Annotated in this window: 14 protein-coding genes; 8 read left to right on the plus strand and 6 right to left on the minus strand. The window is 49.6% G+C overall.

Features of this window, described 5'->3' with window-relative positions:
- Positions 1 to 753 (plus strand): aminotransferase class IV, encoded by a 753-nt coding sequence (locus IZU99_09285; protein UOO37431.1) that lies wholly within the window; start codon positions 1 to 3, stop codon positions 751 to 753.
- Here IZU99_09285 and IZU99_09290 read toward each other — a convergent pair.
- The 4 genes from IZU99_09290 to IZU99_09305 all read right to left on the minus strand — a co-directional run bounded on the left by IZU99_09290 (position 724) and on the right by IZU99_09305 (position 4,383).
- On the minus strand, positions 724 to 1,332 hold the full coding sequence (locus IZU99_09290) for a methyltransferase domain-containing protein (protein ID UOO37432.1): 609 nt from the start codon (positions 1,330 to 1,332) through the stop codon (positions 724 to 726). The genes IZU99_09285 and IZU99_09290 overlap by 30 nt on opposite strands.
- A gap of 75 nt (positions 1,333 to 1,407) precedes the next feature.
- Positions 1,408 to 2,394 (minus strand): YeiH family putative sulfate export transporter, encoded by a 987-nt coding sequence (locus IZU99_09295; GenBank protein ID UOO37433.1) that lies wholly within the window; start codon positions 2,392 to 2,394, stop codon positions 1,408 to 1,410.
- A 117-nt stretch (positions 2,395 to 2,511) separates the two neighbouring features.
- Positions 2,512 to 3,207 (minus strand): Crp/Fnr family transcriptional regulator, encoded by a 696-nt coding sequence (locus tag IZU99_09300; protein UOO37434.1) that lies wholly within the window; start codon positions 3,205 to 3,207, stop codon positions 2,512 to 2,514.
- A 117-nt stretch (positions 3,208 to 3,324) separates the two neighbouring features.
- Positions 3,325 to 4,383, minus strand: a complete 1,059-nt coding sequence (locus IZU99_09305) for an FAD:protein FMN transferase (protein UOO37435.1) — start codon at positions 4,381 to 4,383, stop codon at positions 3,325 to 3,327.
- Between the two features lie 105 nt (positions 4,384 to 4,488).
- Here IZU99_09305 and IZU99_09310 point away from each other — a divergent pair, with 105 nt between their 5' ends.
- From IZU99_09310 to IZU99_09340, 7 genes are all read left to right on the plus strand, one after another.
- Positions 4,489 to 6,417: an FAD-dependent oxidoreductase gene (locus IZU99_09310; GenBank protein UOO37436.1), complete on the plus strand. Its 1,929-nt coding sequence runs from the start codon at positions 4,489 to 4,491 to the stop codon at positions 6,415 to 6,417.
- Positions 6,410 to 7,378: a polyprenyl synthetase family protein gene (locus IZU99_09315; protein ID UOO37437.1), complete on the plus strand. Its 969-nt coding sequence runs from the start codon at positions 6,410 to 6,412 to the stop codon at positions 7,376 to 7,378. Before IZU99_09310 ends, IZU99_09315 begins: the two co-directional genes overlap by 8 nt.
- Before the next feature lie 81 nt (positions 7,379 to 7,459).
- Positions 7,460 to 7,867 (plus strand): NusG domain II-containing protein, encoded by a 408-nt coding sequence (locus IZU99_09320; GenBank protein ID UOO37438.1) that lies wholly within the window; start codon positions 7,460 to 7,462, stop codon positions 7,865 to 7,867.
- A gap of 30 nt (positions 7,868 to 7,897) precedes the next feature.
- Positions 7,898 to 8,464, plus strand: coding sequence for a Gx transporter family protein (locus IZU99_09325; protein UOO38806.1), 567 nt, complete (start codon positions 7,898 to 7,900; stop codon positions 8,462 to 8,464).
- 12 nt (positions 8,465 to 8,476) lie between these two features.
- The gene (locus IZU99_09330; protein UOO37439.1) at positions 8,477 to 9,433 is read left to right on the plus strand and encodes a hypothetical protein; all 957 of its coding nucleotides are present in this window, start codon (positions 8,477 to 8,479) and stop codon (positions 9,431 to 9,433) included.
- A 191-nt stretch (positions 9,434 to 9,624) separates the two neighbouring features.
- Positions 9,625 to 10,563 carry a 5'-nucleotidase gene (locus tag IZU99_09335; protein ID UOO37440.1) on the plus strand — a complete coding sequence of 313 codons (939 nt, stop codon included), beginning with the start codon at positions 9,625 to 9,627 and terminating at the stop codon, positions 10,561 to 10,563.
- Between the two features lie 135 nt (positions 10,564 to 10,698).
- Positions 10,699 to 11,160, plus strand: a complete 462-nt coding sequence (locus tag IZU99_09340) for a hypothetical protein (protein UOO37441.1) — start codon at positions 10,699 to 10,701, stop codon at positions 11,158 to 11,160.
- A gap of 168 nt (positions 11,161 to 11,328) precedes the next feature.
- On the opposite strand, the gene IZU99_09345 is transcribed toward IZU99_09340, so the two are convergent.
- On the minus strand, positions 11,329 to 12,522 hold the full coding sequence (locus tag IZU99_09345) for a VWA containing CoxE family protein (GenBank protein ID UOO37442.1): 1,194 nt from the start codon (positions 12,520 to 12,522) through the stop codon (positions 11,329 to 11,331).
- 6 nt (positions 12,523 to 12,528) lie between these two features.
- The gene (locus IZU99_09350; GenBank protein ID UOO37443.1) at positions 12,529 to 13,353 is read right to left on the minus strand and encodes a MoxR family ATPase; all 825 of its coding nucleotides are present in this window, start codon (positions 13,351 to 13,353) and stop codon (positions 12,529 to 12,531) included.
- Positions 13,354 to 13,417: the final 64 nt, after the last annotated feature.

The following is a 13,417-nucleotide window of genomic DNA, read 5'->3' on the forward strand; positions in this document are numbered from 1 at the left end:
ATGATCTTCGTCAACGGTCAGCCCAGCGCAAGCGGGCAAATTGCCCTCGACAGCGGCTACAGCTTCGGCCGCGGTGTTTTCGAGACGATTCTCGTTAAAGAAAAGCCGCTTTTCTTAACGCGCCATTTGGAGCGTTTGCACAGCGGCCTACACGTTTTAAACGTCAAAAACGATGTTTCGGAACAGGGCATTTTAGATCTTTTAGCACGCCACGATATCAAAAACTGCGTCTTGAAAATTATCGCCACGGAGAAAAACATCGTGCTTACGACGCGCGATAACCCCTACCGGGCGGAAGATTACAAACACGGCTTCAAGGTTCGTTTAAGCCACCTTAGGCGCAATGCGCACAGCCACACGACGTATATAAAATCCCTAAATTATTCGGATAACCTGCTTGAGCGGGAGAAGGCCGCCGAAGCCGGTTATGACGAGGTGTTGTTCTTCAATACATCACAGGAGCTCTCTGAAGGCAGTGTCTCAAACGTTTTCATCGTGCAAAACGGCAAGCTCATGACGCCCAACGTCGCCTGCGGCCTGCTGGACGGTATTGTTCGGCGCTGGGTCACAGAAAACTTTGAGGTTTCGGAAGACCGCCTGATGATTGATACGCTCATGACGGCGCAGGAAGTCTTTTTGACAAACAGCATCATGGGCGTTATGCCCGTTACCGCCATCGGCGGAACGGTTTTTGGTCTCGGTCCCGTCACCGAAACGGTCCGGTCATTTTACGAGCAGGCCATCCGTCTCTAGACGCGGCGCACGCACGCCCGTCACGGCATAAAACGCCGCGCTGACGGCCGTTTCTTCCGTCTCGGAATAGCCTGCCGCTTTCAGCAGTGCGTGGCAACGGTCGGCCGGAAGCCGATGCTGCAACGGCGGGCCAAACCCCTGATCTGTCGCGTTAAAATCAATAACCGCAATTTTTCCGCCCGGGCGGCAAATTCTGAAGGTCTCGGCAAGAATTTTCTCCGGCTGGGCCACCTCATGCAAGACCGTACAAAGCAGCACAAAATTAACAGACTGATCGCCAAGTGCCAGCTCGACACCGTTTGTCGGGATTGTCATGATGTTTTTCCGGCCGCTCTCCTGCGCCCGGCGCGCAACCTCATGGAGCATGGCCTCCGATATGTCGATGGCGTAAATTACAGCGCCGCTGCCGCCGATATCTGCTGCCGGCAGTGTAAAAACCCCTGTCCCGCAGCCGATGTCCGCTAGGCTGTCGCCTTGCTTATAACCCAGCTTTATAAGCGTTTGGCGCGGGGCGAGCAGGCGTATGCGCGCTTCATTGTCAAGCTTTTTCATGTTGACGGGATCAAATGGCTGCGTCATGGCTTTCTTCCTCTGATTCTGTTTTATTTTCCTAGGATAACATTCTTTCGAGATGAACGATGTGACAGCTTCACGTTAAGCGCCTAAAAGCACGTATTGTACGGCAAGAGACGAGGCGGCGAGGATAACCCAACAGATAAATCCGAGCAGGATGGGCTTACCGCCGCTTTTGACAAGCTTGGGCAGATTTGTATTCAGGCCGATGGCCGCCATGGCCATGACAATGGCAAACTTTCCGGCCTGAGACAAAGCCGCATATATGGCGCTATTAAGCGGTATAAACGTGCTGATGACGGATGCGGCAAGGAAGCCAAGCACAAACCATGGGAATATTTTTCGGATGCTGTAGCTGCCGTCACGTTTCGTCTTACGGGCAGTGTAGATTGCCAGCACCAGCGTAACGGGGACGATCATCAGCGTCCGCGTGAGCTTGACGATGACGGCGAGTCTTCCCGCTGCATCGCTGAACGTATAACCAGCGGCGAGGACGGACGAGGTGTCGTTGATGGCGGTGCCCGCCCACAGCCCGAAGGTGTGGTCGCTCATCGCGAAGACATGCCCGAGAATTGGGAACAAAAAGGCGGCAATGACGTTAAAAAGAAAGATTGTTGAAATGGCATGCGCCACCTCCGCGTCGTCGGCGTCAATCACGGGTGCCGTCGCGGCGATGGCTGAGCCGCCGCAGATGGCCGTGCCAACACCCACCAGCGTATTGATCTTGCCGTCAAGCTTCAGCGCCTTACCGACAAGATAGGCTGTTAAAAATGCCGCCGTGAGCGTGAAGACCATGAGGACAAGCGTCTGCACACCGGCGTTAAAAACGTTGAAAAGATTCATGCTGAATCCGAGTAAAATGATGGCATATTGCAGGATTTTTTTTGACGTGTATTTGACACCTGCATCAAAAACGGCTGGTCTTCTCCAAAAGGCAAGAACCATACCGAATAAAATTCCAAGCACGGGGCTGCCGATCACAGGCACAAAAGCGCCAAGCAGCCAAGCGGGAATGGCTATGATGGCCGCAAGGGCGATACCAGGAAGCTTTTCAAGGGCGTTTTTCATCCATGTCATCTCCTTTGCGCCATTATAAGCTTTGATTTCGCATAAGTAAAATAAAAATGTCGCGCACGACACTTGTCAATTAACGAAAAACGGGGGCGCCCTGCGCCCCCGTCGTAATTAATCTTCCAAAAGCGCCTCAAGCGCTTTTATGTCAACAATGCGAACGGATTCCTTATAAAACTCAATGATCCCCCGATCGCGCATTTTGCACAGTTCCCGCGACATGGACGGTCTTGAGACATTTAAGAAATCAGCCAGCTCGACCCTATTCATCGGGAACTTGAACGTCATGCTGTCCGACAACTTGTACTGCTCTAACAGATATCGGCTGAGCTTACCGTTGATGCTTTTAAGCGACAGGTAATCAACTTTCCTGCTGAGAATATTTGCCTTGTATGAGACAACAAGGACGAGGTTGACGAGAATCCGCTGATGATATCGGCAGCCTCTCTGGCACATCGTGAGAATTTTCTCCGGGTGGATTGTCATCACAGTCGCATCCGTCATGGCCTGCGCGGCGGCTGTCCATATTTTTTCTCCGCAGAAGGCCAGTACCTCGCCGAACATGGCCCCCGGTTTAAAGGTGTTGACGATGACGCGCGTACCGCTTTTTGTTTCTTTGATAATGGCCACTTCTCCGGCGAGGATGATTTTAACCCCGTCAAACGGTGCGTCCAGACGCACGACATAGTCATTTTTCTTATAATGCTCAATCTGAAAATCCAGACACTGCAGAACATGCAGGATATCACCTTCATCAATGTCTTTAAAAAGCGGTGAATTTAAAGACGCTGCCAGATAGTCGGGTTGCATCGCTCCTCCTTCTGTATCCTGGGATACTGGATTTATCGATGTAATTGCTTTATAATACAAGATATAATATTTTTTTAACAGACTTTTAAAATTTTATCAATTTGCGGAGCCTTCCAGTTACGACGGTGAGACGGCCGACGTCACGGCAGACGTTTCGGCCGGTTCAAATTTGACTGTGTCCCCAAGCCCCGGCGTCGTGACGACTTTCCCGTCTTTCGTAATGAAAATTGCCTCGACGTTATCCATGGATTCAACAAGCGCCGTCGCCTTATCGATTCCCAGCAAGAAGCATGTTGCCGCGAGGCCGTCACCTTGTTTGGATGCATTTGAAATGATGGTGACGGATGCAAGATTATTTTCTACGGGATAGCCAGTGCGCGGGTCGAGAATGTGTGCGTAAACTTTGCCGTTCTCGATAAAATAGCGCTCATAAATGCCGGACGTCACGACTGATTTGTCCGAAACGTACAGATACCCAATATCGACGTTTCTGTCCATAAACGGCTGCTGCACACCGACGACCCATGGCGTATCCGTATCCTTCGAGCCGATGACCACAACGTTGCCGCCGAGATTAACGATGGCCTTTTTGACGCCCTGAGAAACAAGGTATTCTTTAACCTTGTCGGCGATATAGCCCTTCGCGAGACCGCCGAGATCTAACTGCGTTTCTTTATTCCGCAGCGTGACCGTGTTGCCGTCGATGACGATATTTTCATAACCGATTGTCGCCATAGCGGCTTTAATCTGATTTTCTGGCGGAACCTTCGGGTTTTCTCCCTCGATGTTCCAAAGCGTCGTCAAGGCGCCGACGGTGATATCAAACAGTCCGTCCGACTCCTTGCTGTAGGCGATGCCCTCGTTAATCACATCGATTGTATCCTTGTCAACCGTTACCGGCTCACCGGCAGCGTGATTGATTTTGTAAATATCACTGCCCTCGATTGTCGTGCTGAAGAGATTCTCATAATGCGAAATAACGTCGAACGACCCGTCAATCAGAGACTGCTGCTGTTTGTCGTACAGCGTGATTGTACAGATCGTGTTCAGCAGAAATTTCGTATCGGAAACAGGCGTCGTCTCTTTCTTTTTAAACATGATAACGGCGGTGACGACGGCTGCGAGCAGGATAATGACGGAAAGCGCAACCGACAGGACATAATAAGATCGTTTCATTGATAACTCCACTTGTCAGTAATAAACCGATTATTGTTTATTTATAGAAAAAAGTCAACAATAACTTCCGTCTCAGAGCGGAATTCAGTAAAGGGGTTGAAGTCCATGGATAAAAACATTGTCATTGTCGGCGCCGGTTACGCCGGTGTGCTGACAGCCAAAAAGCTTGCCAAGCGTCTGAAAAAACAGCCGGACGTCAAAATCACGCTCATTGACAAGCACCCATACCATACGATGCTGACAGAGCTGCACGAGGTCGCTTTCAACCGTGTCCCGGGCGACAGCGTCCGTATTAGCCTGAAGAAGATTTTTGCCGGACGGAAGGTTGACGTCGTTCTTGACACAATCACCGCCGTCGATTATGACAAAAGAATCCTGACCGGAAAGAACGGCACTTATTCGTATGATTATCTTGTGCTATCGACCGGCTCGAAGCCGACGTTTTTCGGCACGCCGGGCGCTGAGGAATATTCGTACAAGCTCTGGTCGTTTGATGATGCCGTTCTGCTTAAAAACCGTGTCATCGATTTGTTTAAGCAGGCTGTTTCCGAGACGGATGATGCGTTAAAGCGCCGCCTTCTGACGTTTTATATCGTCGGCGCCGGTTTTACGGGTGTCGAGGCGGCCGGCGACTTGGCCGAATGGGTTCCCGTCCTCTGTGACGAATACGAAATTGCCCGCGAGCTCGTCCGAATCGTCAACGTCGATATGCTCGACCGCGCTGTTCCAAACTTCCCGCCGAAGGTTTCCGCGAAAGCGGAGCGCCGGCTGAAGAAGATGGGCGTTGAGGTCGTTTTAAAAACAGGCGTCTCAGCCGTTGGCGAGACGTTTATTGAGCTCAAACGCGGCGAGACGCTTTTCCGCGAGGAAACGGCGACCATTATCTGGACGGCTGGCATCGAGGGCTCCGACGTCGTCAAACAGGCCACGCTCAAGAAAGCGGGCCGTGAGCGCCTGCAAACGGATGCTTGCCTCCGCGCCGAGGGCAAAACAAATGTCTACGTCGCCGGTGACAATGTTTTTTACGTGCCGGAGGGCGAAAAAGCGCCGGTACCGCAGATGGTTGAAAATGCCGAGCAGTGCGCGCACACAGTTGCTAACAACATTGCCGCCGAAATAACCGGTGCCGGCACCATGGAGAAATACGAGCCTAAGTTCCACGGCGCGATGCTCAGCATCGGCGGCCGGTATGCCGCCGCTTACGTCGGCACTGCCAAAAACAAAATATCTCTGGCCTCCTTCTTCGCGATGTTCGCCAAGCACTTTATTAATGTGATTTATTTTATCCAGGTTCTCGGCTGGAATAAGATTGCAAGTTACCTCGGCTATGAATTCTTTAAAATCCGTAACTGCCGCAGCTTCTTGGGCGGTCATTTTTCCAACCGCACGCCGAGCTTTCTGCTCGTGCCGCTCCGCGTCTTCCTTGGAGCCGTCTGGGTCTATGAGGGCATTTTAAAAATCAGCGAGGGCTGGCTGCAGTCCCCGAAGCTGGCCGCCTACTTTAAAGGCGCGTCGGATGTCTTTACGAGTGTTCTGAGCAATCCTGGCGCGACGGACGCTACCTCCAGCGCCACAACAGCCGCCAGCGGGGCCGCCGCCGCACCGGCCGCGTCGCTCATCTTCAACTGGAATATCCTTGGCCTTTTCAAGGTCATCGCCATTCAGGCGACGGACATTGCCGTTAAAATTCAGATGGGCCTGATGGACTGGTTTACCGCAACGTTTATGACACAGACCGCGGGCCAGCAGATGTTCTTCCAGACGCTCGTCGTCATCTCCGAGATCACTGTCGGCGTCCTTTTAATCCTTGGGTTGTTCACCTTCATTTCCTCCGGCTACTCCATCGTGCTGCAATCGATGTTCCTCATGACGACCGGCATGTATATGGCCCAGTGGTGGATGATCTTTGCCGCTTTTGCGCTTCTTATTGGCGCGGGCAGAACGTTTGGCCTCGATTATTACGCGATGCCGTTCTTGAAAAAACACTGGAAGAATGTAAAAATCGCCAGAAAGCTCTATTTGTATAATGACTAAACAGCAGCTGCCTGAAAAAATAGAATACGCCGCCGCGCTCGCTGTTGTGAAAGATTTGATCCACAGCTCCCTGTTAGACTCGGATGCGCTTGTTTCTGAAATGATGCACCATTTAACACTGTCGGAAGGTAAGAACTTCAGAGCGCTTCTTCTGATGGCCGCCGCGTCTGACGACTCGGGCAATGTCCCGAAAAACGCGCTCGTTGCCGCCGCAGCGATGGAGATGCTTCATCTGGCGTCGCTCGTCCATGACGATGTTATTGACAACGCCGACACGCGCCGCGGCCTGCCGAGCGTCCGAGAGAGCTTCGGGAACAAATCGGCCGTCATCGCGGGCGACTATCTGTTTTGTAAATGCTTTCTGCTGACCGCAGAGCTGTCGGAACATTTTCAGAGCCGGTTTTTGGACATTGCCAAGACGATGTCGAAGCTCTGCCTTGGTGAAATGCGCGAAATGCAGCACCACGGTGACACGGCCCTGTCCATCCGCCAGTATTTTCGGATTATCGCCGGAAAAACGTCCGCCCTATTTGCGTTGGCGCTCTATTCGGGCGCGCTTATTGGCGGCGCGGATGAAAAAGAGGCTCGCCGTCTCGCGCGCTTCGGCCATTATATTGGGATGGCTTTTCAGTTAACGGACGACTGCCTTGATTATCAGTCAGACGACCAAACAATGAAAAAGCCGGTCCGTCACGACCTAAATGACGGCGTCGTCACACTGCCGCTCATTTTCGCTCTCATGCAAAAGCCATCGCTTCAGGCAGCTCTCAAGGCACCGCTTGACACGCGCGGCGCGCTTGCCGTTGCTGCCGAGGTTATCGCGCTGGGTGGTGTCGACCGGACAATGGCCGTTGCCGGGAAGTACTGCGACAAAGCCGAGAAGATTCTTGACGGTGTCCTCGAACCCAAACGCGACCTCTTGCTGTCGCTTCTTGAAAAGATAAAAGCGCGCGTCTATTGACGCTTCATGCTGCGCGGATAGCCGCGCGGAACATGGACAATACTATCAGCAAAGCGGAAGCTTTGCATAACGGAGCAAACCATGCCGGATATGCAGAAAAACAGGAAATTCTTTTCGAAGAAGGATCTCGTTGTCATCACGGGCATCCTGCTCCTTGCCGTTGCTATTTTCGCCGTTAAATATTTCTTGACCGACCAAACCGCCGCGTCTGTGGCGATGATCTATTATGACACAAAGCTCGTTAAAACCGTTGAATTGGCGCCAGGTCTCAATGACGAATTCCCCGTTCCCGGCCAGCCGAATGTGACCTTGCTCATCAAAGACGGCAAAATCTGCTTTTATGAGTCAACGTGTCCTGATAAAATTTGCATCAGATCAGGCTTTTTAAGCCGTCCCGGTGAAAGTGCCGCCTGTCTGCCGAACAGAGTCGCCATCCAGATTGTCGCCTCCGGCGATTCCAAATCAGGGGCCGACACCTATATCCATTAGAAAACGGTTGTGTCAATGAAAGATAAACAGATGAAAAATCAGCGCCGTGTCAATACGTCACATTTGACACTCATGGGTCTTCTTTTTGCACTTTCCATCACATTAACGGCGGTTGAGTATCTGCTGCCACCGCTGCCCATGCTGCCGCCCGGCGTCAAGCTCGGCCTATCTAATATTGTCACAATGTACTGCCTCTTCTTTCTCGGACGGCGCTCGGCATTTACCATCGTTTTTTTAAAGTCGGCTTTTGTTTTTCTCATGCGCGGATTCACCGCTTTTCTGATGAGCTTTTCCGGCGGTATCCTGTCGGCTCTCGTCATGCTGCTCCTGCTCTTGCTCGTCCGCCAGAATATCTCGTATCTTATCATCAGCATCGCGGGAGCCATCACACACAACTTAGGGCAGATTATTGTCGCATCGTTTCTCCTTGGAACAGCGCTTGTCTTCGCCTATCTCCCTGTTCTTCTCATCTCCGGCGTCATTATGGGCACCCTTACCGGGACACTTTTGAAAGTCGTCATGCCCGCTTTTAACGCTATTGGCAACGTCACACCAGACAGCATGAACCGGCAAAGCCGTTCAAATAAAAATATTTAGGAGGTAACAAAATTGAAAAACCACAGTTCACTCAAAAAAGTATTGGCCACGGCGATATCAGTCGCCACCGTTGTGATGCTTTTTGCCGGGTGCAAGCCCTCGGGCACCGGTACGCCGAACGCATCCGAGCAGCCCGGCACGTCCGCTGCAACTTTGCAGACTTTTGATTTCTCAACGGTCATGACAAGCTTCACAGAGGGACAGAACAAGTCCGACAACTGGGACAGAACGAACATCATCGCAACTGACACAACGACGACGGCAACGATTGCCGCCCCACGCGATGAGACAACCTCTGTCGTCATGCTTAAGGGCAACAGCGGTAAGCTTGAAGCAACTTCAACAACGTCCGGCACTTTGACGACTGACCCCACGAAAGATTCCTATTTTGCCAGTGCCGTCCTGCTTAAAGACGGTGCCCCCGCCCAGTATGGCGACGGCATCTTTAAGTTCAAGATGAGACTTTCCGCGCCGCAGGCCGGTGAGCTCAACAGCGCCGTTATCTTTAAGGATGCAGCGCCGTTCAATACGCTCTCCGATGACAACGTGACAAAAGCCCTCGCCATCGTCACCGTTGGCGGTACTGTTCAGATTCAGCGCAATTACACCGACGCTTCCGGCACTCTTGTCAAGCAGGATGTCGTCAAAGACACAGGCGTGAGCCTCAATGATGGCAAGTATCACTACTTCATCCTTGCCATGCAGGATGTCTCCACCGGCACAAACGTCAAGCTCTGGATCGACGGCAACGTCGTTTACAGCGGTGTTGTGACGGGTGTCACCGGCGCCGGCGCCATCCAGCTTATCAACAACTCCACCCCGATGTTTGACAAAGCCGGCAATCCGCTTATTAAAGCTGGCCGTACCGAAGGCACGTTTGCTACTGTCACAGCTTGCAACGAAACGTATGTCGGTGGCTATGACGACGGCCCTGCCGTTTCTGCCATCACCCTCGACGCTGTGAAATAAGAATCTTCTTCTAACCGCAACAAAACCCGCCCTTTTGGGCGGGTTTTGTGTTTTGGGGGTTTTAACTAGTGTTATTGTTGAATATTGTCGGATAAGGGAATATAATACAAGAGGGCGTGGGGAGGGGTTGGAGTAATAGCGATAATTAGAATTGGACTCTACTAATCTTAATAGTAGGAGAGTGGCCAGATATGCCATACCCAATTGAGAAAAAGCTAGTTGTAGGTGTATCTTCTAATGCTTTGTTTGATTTGCAAGTCGAAGATGAAATTTATAAAGAGCAAGGGTTAAAAGCATATAAAGAATATCAAACTGATAATCGAACTGTTATTTTGGGAAAAGGTTTGGCATATCCATTTATCCGTAGATTTCTAAGTATTAATAAACTCTTTCCTAATAAACAGCCTGTTGAAGTCGTTGTTTTATCGAAAAACAGTCCTGAAACAGGTCTTCGGGTATTCAACTCAATTTGTGAATACAAACTTGACATCTCAAGAGCTGCATTTACATCTGGAAAAAGTCCTTATGAATATATACCGGCTTTTAATATTTCATTATTTTTATCAACTGATGAAAATGATGTAAAAAACGCAATCAATAAGAATTATCCAGCTGGTAGAATCCTCAAAACAAGTATCCGTGATAATGAAGAGGATACTGAGCTTCGTCTTGCTTTTGATTTTGATGGTGTATTAGCAGACGATTCAGCTGAACAGTACTATCAAGAATGTAAAGATTTAGATAAGTATTTTGAACATGAGACCGCGTATTCAAGCAAACCATTAGAAGCTGGTTTACTACTTGGTTTTTTACAAAAAGTATCCTTTTTTCAGAAATTAGAAGATAAAGCTTTAGAACAAGATCCCGAGTACAAGAAGGTGCTTAGAACAGCAATTATTACAGCTAGGAATGCACCTGCTCATGAAAGAGCAGTTAATACATTAAAATACTGGGATGTCAATGTGGATGAAATGTTTTTTCTAGGGGGCATCGAAAAAAGAAGAATTTTAGAAATTTTAAAACCTCATTTGTTTATTGATGATCAAATTTTTCACCTAGATGAATCCTTGAGTGATATACCGTTAGTACACATTCCTTTCGGAGTTATTAACAGAGAAAAAGTAGAATAAAAACCCTAAAGTAAAATCATGAGAAAGAAGCTTAAATATTAGCGCAGGATGTACTAACGTTAGTGATGCACTTCAGTAGATGCTGTTTCATTTAAGCAAAATGTAAGTAGAGATTTGATTAAGGAGTGTTCTTTAATGTTTGGTAAGGGAAAAGTGAAAAAGAGAGCGAACGAAATAGTTGATAATGTATTGAATGATACTAATGATTTAATAGAAACCTTAAAGGCAAAAGGATATTCTATATCAATTAGCAAACATGAAACAGAATGTTTGCTACTAGGTATGCAATCATTCTTGATTAGCGGTTTTAAGCAAGATTATGATTTAGCACTTGAACTAGTTCCAGCTTATCAAAAAAAGATCATGCCGTTTTTAAACAGAGAGGAGTATAGTGCGCTCACAAAATATCTAAATGATAAATATCTTGAGTATAGAGAGATAGCTATAAAAATTCAATTTTGTTCAGAACAATGGCAAAGAATAATGTTTGAAGAATTTGCAAAGCAGACAATTACATATATGGGAACTGCAAATACTTATGAAACAGTTGAAACAGTAGTTTCTTTCATAACATTGCTATATAACAATATGCTGTAATATAAGTAAAAGGACAGTTCAAACTACCCTCCCACTCTCAAACACCACAGGGCGCTGAAAATTCAGCGCCCGGCTTTTTTGATTTTCTGTTATTCGCTTTTATTTGTTCGTCGGGTCTTTTCCCTCAAACATTAAGTCGGATCGTCAGTGCAGCAAGAGAGTCGCCTCTTATCTTGCGGCTATGAGGCTTTTTAATCCGGCTTGCAGGCCGCCGACCGATAGGTGATACATCGGTACTTCCTCTTTGATACGCCGCATCGTCATTGACCCGCGTTCCTCATCCAACGTAGCTTGCTCCACGGGATTGAGCCAGATCATTTTTTCGAATTTTTTTCTAAAACGGCGAATCCATTCAATACCGGGCTCCTGATTGGGGTGACGGTTATCAATTGCCCCGCCCGGCCGGAGCAACTCTGTCGGCGCCATGGCCGCATCCCCCACCACAATAACGCGATAATCACTTTTCAGGTTTTGCAGCACCCACTCCGTCTCAACACTGTGAGCCTCGGTGCAGACCGGCGTTGTATACAGCCGGTCATAGAAGCAATTGTGAAAATAATACGTTTTCAAGTCTTTGAAATGATTGGATTTGTTCGCGGCTTGGAAGAGAGACCCGCAAAGCTTGGCATAGCTGAGCATGGAGCCGCCTGAGTCAAACAAAACAAGCAATTTGACGCTATTGCGCCGAGGCCGCCCGAAAACGAGCTTCAGCCTGCCGGCATTTTCAGACGTCTCGCTAATCGTCTCCTCAAGCTTCAGCTCATCCTTCGGCCCGTCCTCATTGGCGGAAAACTGCCGTAAAGACCGAAAAGCCATCTGAAATTGCCTGTCTTCCAGGACATTGTCTTCCCTGAAGTCCAAATACCGCCGCGCCCCGGCAACCTGCAGGGCACTTTGGCGCTTGCTGACCCCGCCAATGCGGATGCCGCCGGGTTTGTCTCCTGAATTGCCGAAGGGCGACGCACCGCCGGTGCCAAGAAACATACTGTCGCCATCGTGGCTTTCGTGCTCTTCTTCCGTCCTGCCTTCCAGCTTTTGGCGCAGTGCCTCCAAATCAAGCTGCGGCAGATCGGCAAAGGCTTCCGCATCGAAATCGCCGTCGCCCGGTATGGACAGCCAGTTTAGGAGGTCCTCCGGCAGGTCGTCATACGATTTGATCCCTTCGAAATACTCTATGAAGGCAAGATCGAACGCGTCAAAGTCCGCTTCGGTTTTGACGAGCGTCGCGCGCGCGAGGTAATAGAAGCCCGTGAGGCTTGATTTATGCAGCCCGAGCTGCAGCCCGCGGAGCAGCGCAAACCACTCTTGCGTGGACACCTTCAGTCCCTTGGCGCGGAGCAGATAGAAAAAAGAAGTAAACATGGTGCTCTATAAAGCGCGCTTGGCATTCCCGCCGCGGGAGAGAACGCCAAAATCTTCGTCCTTCTTGAGCAGAACCCCGATAAAGGGGATTTCTTCCGCAAGACGCTGCGGTGTGATACCGCCGATTTGCAGCGCGCCAATCCAGTCAAGCAGTTCTGAGGTGCTTGGCTTTTTTTGAATGCCACGCATGGCGCGGATCGCGTAAAATGATTTGAGCGCCTGCTGAACGAGCGCGTCGTCCAAGTTTTCAAAATGAACACGCACGATATTTTCCATCATTTTTTGATCAGGAAAAGCAATATAGTGAAAAATACAGCGCCGCAGAAACGCGTCCGGCAGCTCTTTCTCGGCATTCGACGTGATGATAACAACAGGTCGGACCGCCGCTTTCACGGTCTCTCCTGTTTCCGGGATGTAAAACTCCATCTTATCAAGTTCCCAAAGCAGATCATTCGGGAATTCAAGGTCTGCTTTGTCAATCTCATCGATCAAGAGAACGACCTGTTTCTCGTTATTAAACGCCACGCCTAGCTTGCCAAGCTTGATATATTTTGCAATCTGATCAACACCCTCGCCGCCAAATTGGCTGTCGTATAGGCGCTGCACCGTGTCATACACATACAGCCCGTCCTGCGCCTTCGTCGTGGACTTGATATTCCAGACGATGAGTTCCATCCCAAGCGCCCCCGCCACAGATTCGGCAAGCATCGTCTTCCCCGTTCCCGGTTCCCCTTTAATAAGGAGTGGCTTTTGGAGGGCAACCGCGATATTAACACTGCGCATTAAGTCATCCGAGGCAATATAGCCCTGGCTTCCATTAAATTCTTTCATAATTAAATATCCTTCCCTGCGTTTTGAAGATCGCCATAAACATATTTTATCTGTTTTCGGACGG

It is taken from the genome of Oscillospiraceae bacterium CM, assembly GCA_022870705.1.
Classification (GTDB): Bacteria; Bacillota; Clostridia; order Oscillospirales; family Oscillospiraceae; genus Sporobacter.